The sequence below is a fragment of the Patulibacter minatonensis DSM 18081 genome, assembly GCF_000519325.1.
Taxonomy (GTDB): Bacteria; Actinomycetota; Thermoleophilia; order Solirubrobacterales; family Solirubrobacteraceae; genus Patulibacter; species Patulibacter minatonensis.
Genome location: NZ_KI912613.1, coordinates 1972774 through 1988714 on the forward strand (window position 1 = coordinate 1972774; position 15941 = coordinate 1988714).

A 15941-nucleotide genomic window follows, 5' to 3' on the forward strand; every position below is an offset into this window, starting at 1 on the left:
ACTTCGTTCCCGAAAGATTAGCAAGCAAATGACTTGGCGCGTAGACGCTCGCCGCGACGCGTCAGGCGTCGTCGTCCTCCCGCGGGTCCGCGGGCTCGAGGTCGACGGAGCGCAGGAGGCCCTCGACGCCCCGGTCGAACGTCCGGCGAGCGAGGTCCGGATCGTCGAGGGAGCCGGCGGTCATCGCGCCGTCGCGGAGCATCACGAAGTGCCGGGCGGCGTTGCCCGGGAGTCGGTGGCCGGCCTGCTCGAAGCCCCGCCGCACGAGGTCGAGGTACCAGCGGCGGTGCTCGGCGACGACGCGTCGCACCGGGCTCCCGGGGTCCTCGAACTCGGATGCCGCGTTCACGAACGCGCAGCCGCGGAAGCCGGGTCGGGCGGTCTGGGCGGTGACGTCCCGGCCGAGGGCGCGGACCAGCTCGCGGCCCCAGTGATCGTCCTCCAGGGTCGCGGCGCCCGCGGCGATCGCGTCGTGCACGCCGTCGAGGTAGGCGACGACGAGGTCCTCCTTCGTCGGGAAGTGGCGGTAGAAGGTCGCGAGGGTCACCCGGCCGGCGGTGACGATCCGGTTGACGCCGACGCTGCCGATCCCCTCGGCGTAGAAGAGCCCCGATGCCGCGGCCAGCAGACGCTCGCGGGCCTCGGAGCGCTTCGCAGGGCGGGGCTCGGGCGGGGTGGACATGACGCCATCCTACCCGCAAGAGAGAGCGATCGCTCTTGACACGATCGTCGAGGCGTGGTTGGCTTCCGTCCACAAGAGAGAGAGCGATCGTTCTCTTTCCTCCTGGGACGCGATCTTCGCGCCCCGCATCCGACCACGAGAGCCACGCATGTCCATCCCCGTCACCGCCGGCCGTCCGGCGCCCGCCCTGTCCTCGCCCCGCCGGATCGCCGTCGGACGAGCCGTCCTCGCCCTCCTGTGGGCCGCCGCCGTGGTGCTCGCCGTCGGCGGCGAGGCGCCGCGCACCGACTCCGACGTCCCGGTGGCGGCCGCGGTCCTCCTCGCGACCTACCCGCTGATCGACGTCGTCGCGTCGCTCCTGAGCGCCGGCGCAGGGGCGGGGGACCGCGTCCTGCGCCTCAACGCCGCGATCAGCGCGGTGGCGGTGGTGGCCGTCGGCGTCGCGGCCCTGGGGTCCGACGCCGGGGCGACCCTGGCGGCGTTCGGTGCGTGGGCGGCGGTCTCGGGTGCGCTGCAGCTCGGCGTCGCGGTCCGCGACCGTGCCCGCGGACGGCAGCTGCCGATGATGGTCAGCGGCGGCGTGTCGACCGTGGCCGGGCTGATGTTCGTCGCGGCGTCGTCGCGCACCGATGCCGACCTCGCCACGCTCGGCGGCTACATGGCCGCCGGGGCGGTCCTCTACCTCGTCTGGACCGCCCGCGGCACGTCGGCGCGGTAGGCCCGGATCAGCTGCGCGACGGCCCGCCGGTCAGCCGCGCGGCGCCCGCGCCGGCCCGATCGCCCGGCGCGCGGGCCGCAGCGACAGGGCGCGCGGGAACGGGACGCTGGGCAGGCGGATCTGGCCCTCGACGAGCATCGCCGCCCACATCGTGCGGAGCTGCGCGGTGCGGCCGTCGTAGAGCATGTAGCGCGGGACCCAGGCCGGGTCGAACTTCTTGTTGAAGCGGTACAGGCGCTCGATCTGGAAGTAGCGGTCGAGGAACTTCACGACCGGGCCCATCGTGCGCTCCCAGCGGGTGCGGGGCTCGTGGATCCACTGTCGGTAGGCGGCGAAGTTCAGCGAGACGCGCTCCATGCCCCGCGCCTTCGCCTCCTCGATCATCTTCACGACGAGGAAGTCGACGACGCCGTTGGGCAGGCCGCGCTCGTGCGGCGTGGAGGACAGCGACCAGTTGCCGCCGGCGGGGCTCGGGACGACGTGGATCAGCGCCCGGACGCGACCGTCGGCGTCCCGCGCGAGCACGGCGAGGGAGTCGGCGGAGGCGGCGTCGGCGAGCGGCATCTCCATGCAGAAGCCGTGGGCCTCCTTCTCGCCCCAGGCGGTGATCACGGCGGCGACGTCGGCGCGCGTGGCGGTGTCCATGTCGCCGATCCGCACGACCTCCGACGTGTAGCCCTCCCGCTCGACGCGCCCGACGGCCTGGCGGACCTTCTTCAGCGGGCGGCCCTTCGTCGTGAAGCTCGCGACGTCGATCATCGCCTCGTCGCCGATGTACATCGCCTTCATGCGGGTGCGGCCGCAGACGCGGTCGGCGAGCTCCTGCCCGGCGCAGAGGACGGCCATCCGGACGTCGTGGTGGTCGGCGATCCCGCGGAGCTCGTCGAGGAGCTCGTCGACGGCGTCGTCGGGACCGCTCGGGGCGCCGCCGACGAAGAGCACGCCGGCGCGGATCGAGAACGTGCCGGCCGCGCGGCCGTCGGCGGTCACGTGCGGGATCACGTCGGTCCGGCGCGCGAAGCCGCTGAGGGTGTCGGTGCCGTGGCGGGCGATGACCGCGCCGGCGCGCTCGCGGGCGCCGTAGTCGGCGTCGACCGGCGGGCGGCGGAAGAGCAGGACCAACGCGAGGAGGAGCGTCATCAGGCCGGTGACGCCGATGGCGCCCGGCAGCCAGCCCATGTGGTGGGGCATCGGCAACGTCGTGTCGCGGGCCAGCGTCAGGAGCGCGAGGGACTCGTGGACGATCGTGCCGAAGGACGCGTCGCCGCCGTCGCGCCAGGTGACCAGGGCGAGCGCCGCGACGGTGGCGGCGAGCACGCCGACGGCCATCCGGGCGATCGTGCCGATCGTCGACGTCCATCGCTCCTGGAGCGGCTCGACGTCGAACGCCCCGCGCGCGCCCCAGAGCACGAGGGCGACGCCGCCGGTCGCGATGCCGGTGGCGACGTCGAGGCCCTTCACGACGTTCAGGACGGCGAGGATCGCGAGCGAGCCGACGGCGACGTCGAGCGCGCGGCGGTGGCGCCGGGCGAGGTAGCGGCCAGCCAGCAGCAGCGTGATCCCGACCGGGACCGCGAGCGCGCGGGCCATGTCGGGGACGCCGGCGCCGACGGTCTCCCGCAGCAGCTCGAGCCGGCCGTCGTCCGACGGGTTCAGCGTCGACGCGAGGTTGGCGAACCCCGACGCCGCGACGGCGACCCCGGCGACGAGCGGCACGTGCACGCTGCGTCGCCGCGAGAGGTGCGCCAGGACGGCGAGCACCACGACGATGAGCAGCAGGCCGAGACCGGCGGTGAGCAGATGGGACTGCGACGGCACGCGCGGCATGGTGGCAGGGCCGCATGAACGGAGGCTGAGAGCGTCTGGACGCCAGTGGACGGCGTCCTCCGCGGGCGGCGATGTGTGCCGTTCCTCCTGCTCAGCGGCGGTTTCCTGCACACGACGCCGTGGTCGTGGCGCGTCGGCGGTTGGACGGATGGCGGGGCGCCGCGGCGGGCGGGGTCGGACGCGGCGCGGCGCCGCACCGCCCCCGCGTCGTCGTCGGCCCCCGGGCACCGCGTCGTCGCGGGCCCGGTCCCGCGGAGGCTCAGGGCTTGAACGCCACGCCGCTGAGGCCGATCTGGGCGGTGCCGTCGGGGCCGGGCCCCGCGGTGAGCAGGCGTCCCGAGGCGGGATCCAGCGCGGCGAACGACGGCGAGGTCTCGTAGTCGCTGCCGAGCAGCACCTGCTGCTTCTTCGCGCCCTTCGCCTGCGGCGTCCTGGTCGGCGAGCACGTCGAACCAGATGTCGCCGCGCCTGGACGTCCGGACCTTCTTCGCCTTGCCCAGCGTCGTGCCCCGCATCGGGGCCTGCCACAGGGCCGCGGTCGAGCACGACGTCGGGTTCTTCCGGTACAGCGTGAACCAGGCGGTGCCGTGGTCCAGCGCGAAGCCGCCGACGAGCAGGCCGTCCCGGGTGGTGGGGAGCTGCGACGTCTTCCCGGTCCGCAGGTCCATGGCGGTGGTGCGGTCCGGAGGCATGTCGTTCTTGCCGGAGGTCCGGATCAGCGCGACCGGGGTGCCGGCGGCGTTCTTGCCGACCTCGAGCGTCGACGGGGCGGAGATCCCGGACTGCTCGTTGTAGAAGCCGGTGTCGGGGATCGAGCCCGCCTTCACCGGCGCCCCGTCGGTGCGCCACCAGACGTCGATCGTCAGCTTCTTCGCGCCGGGCTCCAGGTGCTTCGTCGTCCGCGCCTGGACGCCCTCGCCGGTGGCGACTGCGGCGACGTCGCCGGCGGGCTGCAGCGGCTGCTCGGGTCGACCCGTGGGGTCAGGTGGGGGCGGACCCGGGCCCGCCGAGCCCGAGGTACCGCTCGCGCATCCAGCGGGGGAACGCGACGGACCGGCCTTCGCCCACGTGCGCGCAGACGTACGTGGTGCGGGCCTGCGCGCGGAGCTCGCCGTCGTCCCGGCCGAGGGCGCGGTAGCGGAGCGTCACCGACGAGCGACCGAGGCGCTCGAGGTCGAGCACGACGACGAGCTCCTCCTCGGCGCGCGCCGACTTCGCGAAGTCGACCTCGGTCTTCACCACGAGGGTCTCGATGCCGCCGCGCATCATGGCCGCGAACCCGCCCAGGCGGGTCGTGTTCAGCCGCATGTACGTGTCGTCGAAGAGGTCGAGGTACCGCGGGTGCGCGAGCACGCCCTGCGGGTCGCACTCGAGGAACCGCACCCGGACGGGCAGCTCGATCGGGCCCGACGCGACGTCGGCGGCCGGCGGCGCCCACGGCGGCGGGGCGTCGGTCAGCGCCGTCGGGAACGCGCCGCCCGGGCCCGCGACGGTGTCGCTCACGCGGCGCCGGTGGTGGCCAGCGGCCCGATGCCGGGCCGGTCCTGGTCGATGTGCTCGTCCGCGTGGTAGCTGGAGCGCACCAGCGGACCGGCGGCGACGTGGGAGAAGCCGAGCTCCTCCATGCCGATGCGGGCGAGCTCGTCGAACTCCGACGGCTGCCAGTACCGGACGATCGGCAGGTGGTTCTCCGTCGGTCGCAGGTACTGCCCGATCGTGAGGATGTCGACGTCGACCGCGCGCAGCATCTTCATCGTCTCGACGACCTCCGCGAACGTCTCGCCGAGTCCGACCATCAGCCCGGACTTCGTCTTCATCCCCGGCCGGCCCATCCCGGACGCGTTCATCTCCGACGCGTTCTTCAGGACGCGGCAGGAGCGGATGAACGTCGAGCCGCGGCGCGCGACCTGGTAGAGCCGCGGGACGACCTCGACGTTGTGGTTGAAGACGTCCGGACCCGCAGCGATCACCGTCGCCAGCGGCATCTCCTCACCGCGGAAGTCCGGCGTCAGGGTCTCGATCTTCGTGTCCGGCGACTGGCGGCGGATCTGCTGGATCGTCGCCGCCCAGATGCGGGAGCCGTAGTCGGGGAGGTCGTCGCGGTCCACCGAGGTGACGACCGCGTGGCGAAGGCCCATCATCGAGATCGACCGGGCCACGCGGGCGGGCTCCAGCGGGTCGTCCCACGTCGGGGTGCCGGTCATCACGTGGCAGAAGCCGCACCGGCGGGTGCACGTGTCGCCGAGGATCATGAACGTCGCGGTGCCGCGCTCCCAGCACTCCCCGATGTTCGGGCACGCGGCCTCCTGGCAGACCGTGTTGAGGTTGTTCTCCTTGATCGTGTCGCGCAGCTCGCGGTACTTCGGCGACCCCGGGGCGGGGACCTTGAACCACGACGGCTTGCGCTCGCGATAGCCGACGGTCTGGTTGCCCAGCACCTTCGTGACGTCCATCCCGCCCGGCTTCGCCCGCGAACGGGTCTGACGGACGGGGAGCTGTGCGCTGGACGGAGCCTCGGACACGCCTTCCAGCGTAGCGCGATGCCCCTGCCGGTCCGGTGGGCACGGTCACGGCTCCCGGACGGTGGTCGGCGGCGCTCAGCCCGCGGCGGTCGCGCGCGCCGCCGCCGCGGCCCGCACCTCGTCGGCGTCCGCGGGGGCGACGTCGACGCCGAGCTCGGCGCCGAGGGCCACGGCGAACCGCTCGCCGGCCGCGCGCACGGCGGCGGGGCCGTCCAGGGCCGGGTCCTGCTCGAGGTCGGGCGCACCCGTCTCGCGGGCCAGCGAGGTCATCGGCGCCGTCAGGCCGCACGGGACGACCCACGAGAACGGCGTCAGGTCCGTCACCACGTTCAGGCCGACCCCGTGGGTGGTCACGCCGCGGGAGAGGTGGAGGCCGATCGAGCCGAGCTTGCGGTCCTCCACCCACACGCCGGTGTACTCGATGCCCTCGTCGTTGCGCCCGCGGGCGTCGACCCCGTCCTCGCGCGCGAGCACGACCATCGCGCGCTCGAGCGCCCGGACGACGCCGATGACGTCGGCGGTCCCGGCCACGAGGTACCCGACGAGCTGCCCGGGACCGTGGAAGGTGACCTTCCCGCCGCGGCGGACGTCGACGATCTCGATGCCCCGCTCCGCGTACCAGTCGGCGCCCAGCGGCAGCTCGTCCGGCGTGGCGCGGCGGCCCCGCGTGTAGACGGCCGGGTGCTCGAGCAGCAGCAGCAGGTCGCCGACCTCGCCGGCGACCCGGGCCTCGCGCAGGCGCTCCTGCAGGTCCAGGGCCTCCGCGTACGGGACGCTGCCGAGCCACGCCACGCCGAGCGTGCCGTCGCCGGTGAGGAGGCTCACGACGACGCCTTGCCCGGCGTGAGGTCGACGTCGCAGCCGTCGTAGCCCTTGCGCAGCTGGGCCTCCGACGGACCGTCGCTCGCCAGCATGCGCGAGATCGTCACCGGCTTCAGGTTCCGCTCCTTCAGCGCGGCGATGATCCGGGGCATCGCGGTCAGCGTGTTCGGCTTGACCTCGTGCATGAGGATGATCGAGCCGGGCTTCATGCCCTTCTTGGCCGTCTCGACGATCTGGTCGACCGAGGTGCCGCCGAGCGAGTCCTGCGTGTCGACGTTCCAGAGGACCTCGACGTCGCCGCGCTCCTTGACGATCCGGTCGGTCTGGGCGTTGTGGGACTCGTACGGCGGCCGGAACAGCTGCGGCGGCCGGCCGAGGACCCGCTGGCTGGCGAAGATCCCCTTGACGATCTCGTCGCGCTGGTCCTTCGGGCTGAGCGACGCGAGCGGCGGGTGGGTCTGGGTGTGCGACCCGGAGTCCCAGCCGAGGTTGCGCTGGACCCGCACGTACTCCTCGTTCCCGGGGATGTTCCGGCCGATCCTGAACAGCGTCATCGGGACGCCCTCCTTGGCCATCAGCGAGATCCACTTCGGGGACAGCTCCGGGCTCGGGCCGTCGTCGAACGTGAGGGCCACCCAGGGCTTCTTCCCGGCGCCGCAGTAGATCGGCAGGCCGATCCGCGCGTACTTCTCGACCGCGGCCGACCGCTCGAGCATGTCGGAGCTCGCCCGGGCCGCGACGCCGGTGAGGTTCTGCAGCTGCCCGCCGTCGGCCTTCGGTGCCTGCGGGTCGTCGTCGCCCCCGCCGCCGGCGATGGCGGTCGCGCCGAGCACGACCAGGAGGAGCGCCACGACACCGCCGCCGACGGCCGTCGCGCGGCGCCGGCGCACGACGGTGCTGCTGAGCGTGGCGGGACGCGTGCGCGGGGCGTCGAGCGCCGGGTGCGGCGCGGCGTCGTCGGGGTCGAGGTCGCCGGTCGCCGCCGCGCCGGACCGGCGGGACCGGTGGTCGGCGTCGCGGTCGTCGGGACGGTCGCCGCGGGGCCCGTGACCGTCGGCGTCGCGCCCGTCCGAGGACCGGCCGCGGCCGGTCCGGCCACCGCGGCCGGAAGCGCGGTCGGCCTGTCCGCCCCTGCGGTCCTGCGGGCCCGCCGCGGAGTCCCCGCGCGCCGCGCGCTGCCGGTCGGTCCCGAGGGCGTCGTCGCCGGCCGGGTCGTCCCAGTCGCCGCCCCAGTCCCAGTCCGAGACCTCCCGGCTGCGCGGGTCGTCGGGACGGTCGGGCGGGTCGGAGGGCGGTCCGGCGGGAGCCACACGACCACGGTAGACCACGGGCCATCCGTGCATAGACTCCACCGATGCGCCGGCCCCGATCCGCCCGCCGGGCGGAGCCCCCGTTCTGGCTCGCGCGCCTGCGGTGGAAGGTCCGTGGGCAGAGCGCCCGGATCGCCTACGTCGCGGCGGTCGCCGCGGGCGTCCTGATCCTCGCGGTGCTCCCGCCGACGGGCGATCCGGGCGTCACCGGACGCGGGATCCTCCTGTTGCTGGGCCTGGTGGCGGTCCTCTCGGCGGTCGGGGGCATCGTCATCGCGCGGGTCCTGCGTCGTCGCGACCCGTCGCTGCCCCGGATCGTCGCCCGCGACCGCGCGGCGTCCGTGGCGGTCGGCCTCGGCGTGCTCGGGCTGTGCGTGGGCGGGATCCTGCACCGCCCGGCCGTCGTCGAGAAGCAGCAGCGCTTCGACGCCCAGGTCGCCGAGGCCCGCCGCCTGGCGGAGCGCCGAGCCCCCGCCTACGCGATCCAGCGCCTCGACGAGGCGAACGTCCGACGCCTCTCGGTCGACGTCCTCCGCGTCTGCTTCCCGGTCGGGCGCCCCGACCGCGCGTGGTGCGCGATCGTCGGCGAGGACCGCGGCGTCCCGCGGGCGAGGGCCGACAGCGACCCCCGCTCCAACGCGGTCGCCGCCCGGGAGGCCGACGACGGGTCGTGAGGGGTCGGGGCGCCGTCAGCCCTCGAGCACCCGGCGCGGGTCCTCGAGGAGGTCGGCCACGGTGCGCAGGAACGCGCCGCCGTGCGACGGGTAGATCGCGCGGTGGTCGGCGGTCAGGGTCAGCGTCACGACGTGCCGGGGCTCGATCGCCCGGCCGATCACCCACGGCCGCAGCCGCGGCGAGCCGACCGCCAGCGCCGCCCCGACCCCCGGCGGCATGATCGCGTCGAAGCGGTCCGGGCCGTGGTCCCCGCCGTCGATCAGCGCGAACGTCGGACCCGCGCTGTCCGGCGCGCGGAGCGACCCGTCGCGCGCCTTCAGCTGCAGCTCGGCACGACGGGCGGCGATCCCGCCGAGCGACTGCCCACCGGCGTCCTGGATCGTCGGCAGCACGATCGACTCGCCGTCCAGGTCGACCGCCAGCGCCACGTTCGCCTGCGTCCAGCTCTCGAGCTTCCCGTCCCGCCACGCCCCGTTGACCCGCGGGTGCTCGACCAGCGCCAGGCCGGCCGCGCGGATCACGGCGTCGACGAGCCGCACCTCGCCCGACAGCGCGACCGTGAGCTCCTCGACGTCGGCGTCGACGGACGCGGTCCAGGTCGGCACCGTCGCCCGGACCTCGGCCATCCGCCGCGCGATGGCGGTCTGCACCTTCGAGGGGATCTTCGACGTCGACGTGCCGCGCTTGGTGCCCTCCACGACCGAGACGTCGGCGGTCGGGGTGACGAGGTCGGTGGGCTCGCTCATGCTCCTCCGAGCATGGCACGTCGGGTCCGTCGTCCCCCGGCCCGGCCCGCGGGGTCAGAAGGCGAGGGCGCCGGGGTGCTCGAGGATCGTGCGGAGACGGTCGAGGAACGCGGCGGCGTGGGCACCGTAGATGACGCGGTGGTCGCTGCTCAGCGTGACCGTGCAGACCGGGCGGAGGACGGGGGCGCCGTCGACCGGGACGAAGCGGTCGACCGCGGCGCCGATCGCGAGGATCGCGCCCTGACCGGGACCGATGATCGCGGTGAAGTGCGTGACGCCCATCGCCCCGAGGTTGCTGATCGAGAACGTGGCGCCGGCCATCTCGGCCGGCGTGATCCGGCCCTTCCGCGCGCGGCCCGTGAGGTCGCGGGTCTCGGCCGCCAGCGACGCGAGCCCCAGGCGGTCGGCGCCGCGGACGACCGGGACGACGAGCCCGCCGTCGTCGGTGGCGACGGCCACGCCGACGTCGATCCGCTCGTGCTGCAGCACGCCCTCGTCGGTCCAGGCGCTCCGGACGCGGGGATGGTCGACGAGCGCGAGCGCGCACGCCTTGACGAAGAGGTCGTTGACCGACGGGGTGCGGCCGCCACCGCCGGGCGCGCCGACGGTCTTCAGGTCGCTCCGCAGCCGCAGCGCCGCGGCGAGGTCGATGTCCACCGAGGCGGTGAACTCCGGGATCTCCGTGCGGCTCTGCACCATCCGCTCCGAGACGAGACGCTCGATGCGGGTGGGCTCGCGGAGCGTCGGGGCGCCGGGGGCCGCGTCGTCGTCGGCGCCGTCGGTGGGCCTTGCCTTCGCCGCCGCGCCGTCGCCGGGCGCGCCGTCGCCCGGCGACACGCCCTTGGCCGTGACGCCGTCGGCGGCCGGGCCCTGCGTGGCCGTCTGGTCGGTGGCCTCGGCGCCGTTGGTCGCTGCGCCGTCGGTGGTCGCCTTGCCGTTGCCCGTCGCGCCGTTCGTCCCGGCGCCGGTGGTCCCGCCCGCCGGCCCGTCGCCGATCCGGGCGATCGCCGTGCCGGGGCACACGGTGCGGCCCGCGGGGATCGCGATCGACAGGACGCCCTCGTGGTCGGCCGGCCACGCGGTGGTGGCCTTGTCGGTCTCGATCTCGACGACCTCGTCGCCGACGCGCACGAGGGTGCCGTCCGGGACGAGCCAGGCGACGATCGTGGCTTCCGCGGTGGCGTCGGAGAGCCGGGGCATGAGGACCTCGGGCATGACCACCAAAGGTAGGCGCGCTCTCCGCGCGCGCGGCGGCGGGCCGCCCGAGGACCAGACGACCGTGGGGGAGGCGGACGGGGGGTCGGGCGTCGCGGGGCGTCAGTCGGGCAGGTCGAGGAGCCCGAAGGCCGCGACGCCGTCCCGGACCACGAGCTCGCCCATCGTGTGCACCGGCCAGCGCCCGCGATGGTCGGTGGCGCTGCCGGGGTTCACGATCTGGAAGCCGTCCTCGGCCTCTTCGTGCAGCGGGATGTGGCTGTGGCCGAAGACGACCACGTCGTGGTCCGGGAAGCGTCGGCGCAGCCGTCGGAGGCGTCCGGACCGGGGGCCCGCGTCGTGGACGACGCCGATGCGGACGCCCGCGATCACGGCGGTGAGCTGCTCCGGGAGTCGCCCGCGCAGGGCCGCGTCGTTGTTCCCGAGGACCGCGTGGACAGGCGGGCCGACGGCCTCGAGCTCCTCCAGCGCCGGCCCGTCGCAGAAGTCGCCGGCGTGGATGATCGCCGTGGCGTCGTGCAGTCGCGCGACGACCGCGTCGCAGAGCGTCCGCCCGCGCTGGGGGAAGTGGGTGTCGCTCAGGATGGCGATCCGCGCGTCGGGTGACGCGACCTGACCGTCGGCGGAGGAGGGCACCGCGCTCACGGTGGCGAAGTATCGACGGCGTGAGGTTGTTGTTCTGTGAACAATCGCGTGCGATCGGGTCGGACCGGACCGCACGCTCGCACGTCCGTGGGCGCCCGCCGGCCGGACCGGTCGAACCCCACCCGCCCGCGTCCGGCCGCCGGCGGGGTTCGGACTGCCGCTGCGTCCGGTCGACCGTCTAGCCTCGCCGCGTGCGTCGGGCGCCCATCGAGACGGGGGACATCGTCGAGGTCGACAAGAAGGGTCGCCGGTTCATGGCGCTCGTCCTCGGCGTCGATCCCGGCGGGGACCTGCGGGTCGAGCCCGTGTGCCGCGGCGTCTCGTGGCGGGCGGCGACGTCGCGCGAGATCGTCCGGCACTGGAAGAAGGCGGCCCGCCGGCGTCGACAGGCCGACCCGGACGAGCACGAGGAGCAGCTCGACCTCGGCCTGGACCTCGACGAGGGCTGAGCCCGGGGGCCGCCGCGACGCCCGGACCGGCGGAGGCGACGGGACGACGTCGGACCGGTCGCGCCGCAGGCGGGGCACTGAGCGGCGACGTCAGGACGCGGCGGCACGGGCCGCGAAGAACGCCGCGGCCTCGTCGACGCCGGCGTCGCCGTGGAAGACGCGGTCGCCCGTCCAGATCGCCGGGGTCGAGCGGACGCCGCGCTCGATCGCCCGGTCCGTCGCCGCGGCCAGGGCGTCGATCACCGGTGCTCGTCCGAGGGACTGGAGGACCGCTCGGGGGTGCATCTCGGCCGCGGACGCGGAGATCAGGACGAACGCCTCGGTCGAGAGGTCGTGCCCGCCGGCGTACGCCTGGCGGAACGCCGGGAGGCTGAGCGAGACGACGCGCCCGAGGCCCTTGGCGTACCAGGCGGCCCGCAGCGCGAGGGTGCTGTCGAACGGCAGCTCGGCCGGCCAGCGGAGGGGCTGCATGCCGCGCTCGGCGGCGATCCGCTCGACGCGCTCACGGGCGGCAGCGGCGTCGCTCTCGCACCGGAAGCCGTCCCACACATGCGGCCCGGGCAGCCGCGTCGAGTCGATCGGCACCCAGGGCGCGGGCACGCCGATCGTGCGCATCACGCGCTCGGCGGCGAGGTACGACTCGGGGTCGCGGAAGTCGAAGTAGAAGGCCGGCGGGCCCTCCGGATCGGGGACGCCGTCGTCGGCGCCACCGGCCCCGTGGTCGTCGCCGACGTGCCCCTCGCCGTGGTCGTGGCCGCCCGGGGGGTGGAGGGGCTCGTCGGCGGCCGGCGCACCGGGCGACCACTGCGACAGCGGCAGCGCCGCGTCGCCCGGGCCCGGTGCGTCGGTGCTCACGCGCTGCTCAGCCGTGGATGAGCCAGCCGTCGGCGGCGCGGGCGGCCTCGAGGACGGCCTCGCTGAGCGTCGGGTGGCCGTGGACCGAGCGGGCGACCTCGGCGTAACCGCCCTCGAGCGCCTTGACGTTGACGAGCTCCTGGATCATCTCGGTCGCCTTCGCGCCGACGATGTGGCCGCCCAAGAGCTCGCCGTACTTCTTGTCGCCGATGATCTTGATCGTGCCGGACTCGCCGTAGACGGTGCCGCCGCCGACCGAGCCGTACGGGACCTTGCCGACGGTGACGTCGTAGCCCTGCTCCTTGGCCTGCGCCTCGGTCAGCCCGAACGACGCGACGTTCGGCTTGCAGAACGTCGCGCGCGGGATGTCGACGTGCGAGATCGGGTGCGTCTTCTCCCCGGCGATGTCCTCGGCGGCGATGACGCCCTCGTCGGACGCCTTGTGCGCGAGCGCGGGGCCGGGGACGAGGTCGCCGATCGCCCAGATGCCCTTCACCGAGGTCCGCAGGCGCCCGTCGACGTCGATCAGGCCACGGTCGTTGAGCTTCACGCCGGCGGCGTCGAGGCCGAGCGCCTCGACGTCGGGGCCGCGGCCTGTCGCGATGATCAGCCAGTCGGCCTGGCCCTGCTGCTTCTCGTTCTCGCCCTTCTGGAACGTGAACGACACGCCGCTGTCGGACGTCTGGACGTCGGCGACCTTCGTCGAGACGTGGACGTCGATGTCCTGCTTCTTGAACTCGCGGTTCGCGACACGGGAGATGTCGACGTCCTCGGACGGCAGCACGCGGTCGAGGAACTCGAACAGCTGCACCTTCGACCCCAGGCGCGCGTACGCGGAGGCGATCTCGGTCCCCGACGCGCCGGCGCCGACGACCGCGATCGATCCGGGGAGCTCGGTGAACGCCCAGGCCTCCTCGGTGCCGATCACGCGGCCGCCGTACTCGACCCCCGGGATCGAGCGACGGACGGAACCCGTCGCCAGCAGGACGCCCTTGGAGGCGGTGTGGGTCTCGCCGTTCACCGTCACGCCGCCGTCGGCGTTGAGGGAGGCTTCGCCCTCGAGGTACTCGATGTCGTTCTTCTTCAGGAGCTGCGCGACACCACCGGTGAGCTGGCCGATGACCTTGTCGCGACGCTCCGCGATGCCGGCGAAGTCGACCTCGATGCCGGAGATCTTCAGCCCGAACTCGCCGGCGTCACGCGCCTCGGTGAGGATGTCCGCCGACCGCAGGACGACCTTCGCCGGGATGCACGCGACGGTCGGGCAGCGCCCGCCGACGACGGCCTTCTCGATGACGAGGGTCTTCAGCCCCAGCTGCGCCGCACGGATCGCGGCGACGTAGCCACCCGGTCCGGAACCGATGACGATCGTGTCGTACTGCGCCATGTGTGGGGCCTCTCTCCTGCGGTGAAGCGTCGTTTGCAGACTCTTCCCTCGACCCTACCGATCCGCCCCGGATCGCCCGTCCCGCCTAGGGATTCCGGTCCGGGCGACCACCCGTCCGGTGGGTGGCTCAGGTGCCGGGCGCGGTCTCGTCGAGCTCGCCGCGGCGGATGAGCTCCATCTTCTGGACGCGCGCCATGACGTTGATCATCCGGTAGAAGATCCATCCCGTGATCAGGCCCGAGACGGCGAGGCCGATCGACAGCAGGACCTTGTCGCTGAAGACGGCGGCGAGGATCGTGAAGACGAACGCCAGGGCGAACAGCGTCTGGGTACCGAGGATCGCCCAGGGCCGCAGGCGGAACGTGCCCCAGACCGCGACGAGGACGACGGCGAGCATCAGGGCGTTGCCGAAGCGCTGGCCGAGCGCGCCCTTGCCGTCGGCGGTGATGATCGAGACGACGAGGCTGACGCACGCCAGGAGCAGCCAGGCGCAGGCGATCAGGACGATCCGCGGGCGGTTCTCCGCGCTGATCGGCTCGAGCGCCTTGCGGGCCTCGATGTTCTTCAGCTCGGCCTTGGCGTAGCCGCGCTTCATCGCGTCGTTCCCGCCTCCGCGGGCGGGACGCGCGGCGCCCTGACCGGTCGACCGGGCGGCGGGCGACGGGGCGGTCCGGGTCGCGGTCTGGGTCGGCTTCTTCGCGGGTCCCTGCGCGCCCGCGTGACGCTTGCGCTTGCGCTTGCGATCGGCCATCACCCTCCATCATGCCGGGAGGCGGCCGGCGGCGGGGCCGCGCCCCGTCCGCCCGGTCCGCCGCCGTGCCGGCGGGGACCTCGGTGGCCTGCGTCGATCGCGTCGCGCGGCGGCGGCCCCGCCGCGCCGGGCGCGAGCTCAGCGGCGGGCGTCGATGGCGCCGCGCAGCAGGGCCGCGGCGGCGCGCGGGTCGTCCGCGTCGGCGATCGCACGGACGACCGCGACGCGGGGCGCGCCGGCCCGCAGCACCGCCCCGATCGTCGTCGCGTCGATGCCGCCGATCGCGACGAAGGGCAGGTCGCCGGCGGCGGCGTGGCCGATCAGCCCGGTCCCGATCGGCGCGGTGCCCTCCTTGGTGGGGGTCGCGTGGATCGGGCCGACGCCGATGTGGTCGGGCGTCGCGCGCGGGTCGCCGTCCGGGCCCCCGGCGTTCGCCAGGTCGATCTGCTCGGCGCTGTGCGTCGAGAGGCCGACGAGGAGGTCGTCGCCGACGATGGCGCGGGCGTCGGCGACGGCCAGATCGTCCTGGCCGACGTGGACCGCGTCGGCACCGCCCGCCGCGGCCAGGTCGGGGCGGTCGTTCAGCACCAGCAGCGTGCCCGTGATGTCGCAGAGCTGCCGCAGGCCGCGGAGCGCCACGACGATCTCCTCGTCGGTCGCGGTCTTGTCCCGCAGCTGGAGCGCGTCGACCCCGCCGGCGATCGCGTGGGTGGCGACGTCGAGGAGGGTGCGGCCGTTCGGCGCGAGCGGGGCCACCAGGTACAGGTGCACGGCGGCAAAGCGCGCCCGGCGCTCCTCGGGGGTCATGGCGCGGAGTCTGCCACCCCGGCCGCCCGGGGAGACCGGGCGTCGACGGGTGGCCGGTGCGGCTCGGGCGCGCGGGGTGCCGGGCTTCCCGTCCCGCCGGTCGGACGACGCTCAGGCCGGCGGATCGTCCCGTGGGTCGCCGTGCCGGCCGGCCGGGCGGTCCCGTTCGCGGCGCTCGAGCTCCTCCGGGGTCAGGCGTCCGTCGTCCCGGTCCTTCGGGTCGATCCACGGCTCCGGCTCGTCGTGCGGGTTCGCGCCGGGCATCTGGAAGAAGCGGTCGGGCAGCGCCGCCCAGATCCACGCGGTCCAGCCGACGAGGATCACGAACTCGAGCAGCAGCGCGGTGCCGCCGGAGATGTCGATGATGCGGACGGCGAGCTGCGCCAGGAGGACGCCGACGAACAGCCCGAGCCCCGCGATGACGGCGGCGCCGAGGTGCGTCGGCATGCGCGTGGCCCGGCGCTGGGTCACGGGGCGATGGCGGGTCGGGCATCACGCACGGCCGCAGCCTCGCACGGACGGTCCGCGAT

Annotated in this window: 19 protein-coding genes; 4 read left to right on the forward strand and 15 right to left on the reverse strand. The window is 74.5% G+C overall.

What is annotated here, in order from left to right:
• Positions 1-61: 61 nt before the first annotated feature.
• Positions 62-682: a TetR/AcrR family transcriptional regulator gene (locus PATMI_RS0109070; protein ID WP_026910660.1), complete on the reverse strand. Its 621-nt coding sequence runs from the start codon at positions 680-682 to the stop codon at positions 62-64.
• Positions 683-830: 148 nt separating this feature from the next.
• Here PATMI_RS0109070 and PATMI_RS28680 point away from each other — a divergent pair, with 148 nt between their 5' ends.
• A complete protein-coding gene (locus PATMI_RS28680; RefSeq protein ID WP_051471252.1) occupies positions 831-1400 on the forward strand; it encodes a hypothetical protein in 570 nt (189 codons plus the stop codon).
• 30 nt (positions 1401-1430) lie between these two features.
• Here PATMI_RS28680 and PATMI_RS0109080 read toward each other — a convergent pair whose 3' ends face one another.
• Positions 1431-3218, reverse strand: a complete 1788-nt coding sequence (locus PATMI_RS0109080) for a bifunctional lysylphosphatidylglycerol flippase/synthetase MprF (protein WP_026910661.1) — start codon at positions 3216-3218, stop codon at positions 1431-1433.
• Positions 3219-3486: 268 nt separating this feature from the next.
• A complete protein-coding gene (locus PATMI_RS36600) occupies positions 3487-3624 on the reverse strand; it encodes a hypothetical protein (protein ID WP_157260689.1) in 138 nt (45 codons plus the stop codon).
• A 59-nt stretch (positions 3625-3683) separates the two neighbouring features.
• Between PATMI_RS36600 and PATMI_RS0109090 the strand changes: the two genes are divergently transcribed.
• Positions 3684-4022 carry a hypothetical protein gene (locus PATMI_RS0109090; RefSeq protein ID WP_026910662.1) on the forward strand — a complete coding sequence of 113 codons (339 nt, stop codon included), beginning with the start codon at positions 3684-3686 and terminating at the stop codon, positions 4020-4022.
• A gap of 186 nt (positions 4023-4208) precedes the next feature.
• Here the strand turns inward: PATMI_RS0109090 and PATMI_RS0109095 are convergent, their stop codons facing one another.
• From PATMI_RS0109095 to PATMI_RS34205, 4 genes are all read right to left on the reverse strand, one after another.
• Entirely contained in the window at positions 4209-4730 is a 522-nt protein-coding gene (locus tag PATMI_RS0109095) for an acyl-CoA thioesterase (RefSeq protein ID WP_026910663.1), read from the reverse strand.
• Entirely contained in the window at positions 4727-5749 is a 1023-nt protein-coding gene (gene lipA, locus PATMI_RS0109100) for a lipoyl synthase (RefSeq protein WP_026910664.1), read from the reverse strand. The genes PATMI_RS0109095 and lipA overlap by 4 nt, the downstream gene beginning before the upstream one ends.
• Before the next feature lie 75 nt (positions 5750-5824).
• The gene (gene lipB, locus PATMI_RS37360; protein ID WP_051471253.1) at positions 5825-6574 is read right to left on the reverse strand and encodes a lipoyl(octanoyl) transferase LipB; all 750 of its coding nucleotides are present in this window, start codon (positions 6572-6574) and stop codon (positions 5825-5827) included.
• Positions 6571-7881, reverse strand: a complete 1311-nt coding sequence (locus tag PATMI_RS34205; RefSeq protein WP_051471254.1) for a polysaccharide deacetylase family protein — start codon at positions 7879-7881, stop codon at positions 6571-6573. Before PATMI_RS34205 ends, lipB begins: the two co-directional genes overlap by 4 nt.
• Positions 7882-7925: 44 nt before the next feature.
• Between PATMI_RS34205 and PATMI_RS0109115 the strand changes: the two genes are divergently transcribed.
• Entirely contained in the window at positions 7926-8555 is a 630-nt protein-coding gene (locus tag PATMI_RS0109115; protein ID WP_026910665.1) for a hypothetical protein, read from the forward strand.
• A gap of 15 nt (positions 8556-8570) precedes the next feature.
• Here the strand turns inward: PATMI_RS0109115 and PATMI_RS0109120 are convergent, their stop codons facing one another.
• The 3 genes from PATMI_RS0109120 to PATMI_RS0109130 all read right to left on the reverse strand — a co-directional run bounded on the left by PATMI_RS0109120 (position 8571) and on the right by PATMI_RS0109130 (position 11162).
• Complete coding sequence (locus PATMI_RS0109120; protein WP_026910666.1) at positions 8571-9302, reverse strand: 2-oxo acid dehydrogenase subunit E2; 732 nt, start codon at positions 9300-9302, stop codon at positions 8571-8573.
• A 54-nt stretch (positions 9303-9356) separates the two neighbouring features.
• Positions 9357-10517: a dihydrolipoamide acetyltransferase family protein gene (locus tag PATMI_RS34210; RefSeq protein WP_051471255.1), complete on the reverse strand. Its 1161-nt coding sequence runs from the start codon at positions 10515-10517 to the stop codon at positions 9357-9359.
• Positions 10518-10619: 102 nt separating this feature from the next.
• Positions 10620-11162, reverse strand: a complete 543-nt coding sequence (locus PATMI_RS0109130; protein ID WP_211241720.1) for a metallophosphoesterase family protein — start codon at positions 11160-11162, stop codon at positions 10620-10622.
• A 191-nt stretch (positions 11163-11353) separates the two neighbouring features.
• On the opposite strand from PATMI_RS0109130, the gene PATMI_RS0109135 reads away from it, so the two are divergent.
• Positions 11354-11611 carry a hypothetical protein gene (locus tag PATMI_RS0109135; RefSeq protein WP_026910668.1) on the forward strand — a complete coding sequence of 86 codons (258 nt, stop codon included), beginning with the start codon at positions 11354-11356 and terminating at the stop codon, positions 11609-11611.
• A 90-nt stretch (positions 11612-11701) separates the two neighbouring features.
• On the opposite strand, the gene PATMI_RS0109140 is transcribed toward PATMI_RS0109135, so the two are convergent.
• The 5 genes from PATMI_RS0109140 to PATMI_RS0109160 form a co-directional block, all read right to left on the reverse strand.
• The gene (locus PATMI_RS0109140) at positions 11702-12466 is read right to left on the reverse strand and encodes a DsbA family protein (RefSeq protein WP_026910669.1); all 765 of its coding nucleotides are present in this window, start codon (positions 12464-12466) and stop codon (positions 11702-11704) included.
• A 7-nt stretch (positions 12467-12473) separates the two neighbouring features.
• Positions 12474-13853, reverse strand: coding sequence for a dihydrolipoyl dehydrogenase (gene lpdA / locus PATMI_RS0109145; protein WP_026910670.1), 1380 nt, complete (start codon positions 13851-13853; stop codon positions 12474-12476).
• A 127-nt stretch (positions 13854-13980) separates the two neighbouring features.
• Positions 13981-14604 (reverse strand): hypothetical protein, encoded by a 624-nt coding sequence (locus PATMI_RS0109150; protein ID WP_026910671.1) that lies wholly within the window; start codon positions 14602-14604, stop codon positions 13981-13983.
• A 138-nt stretch (positions 14605-14742) separates the two neighbouring features.
• Complete coding sequence (thiE, locus tag PATMI_RS0109155; RefSeq protein ID WP_026910672.1) at positions 14743-15411, reverse strand: thiamine phosphate synthase; 669 nt, start codon at positions 15409-15411, stop codon at positions 14743-14745.
• A 111-nt stretch (positions 15412-15522) separates the two neighbouring features.
• Positions 15523-15882, reverse strand: coding sequence for a hypothetical protein (locus tag PATMI_RS0109160; protein WP_157260691.1), 360 nt, complete (start codon positions 15880-15882; stop codon positions 15523-15525).
• Positions 15883-15941 lie beyond the last annotated feature (59 nt).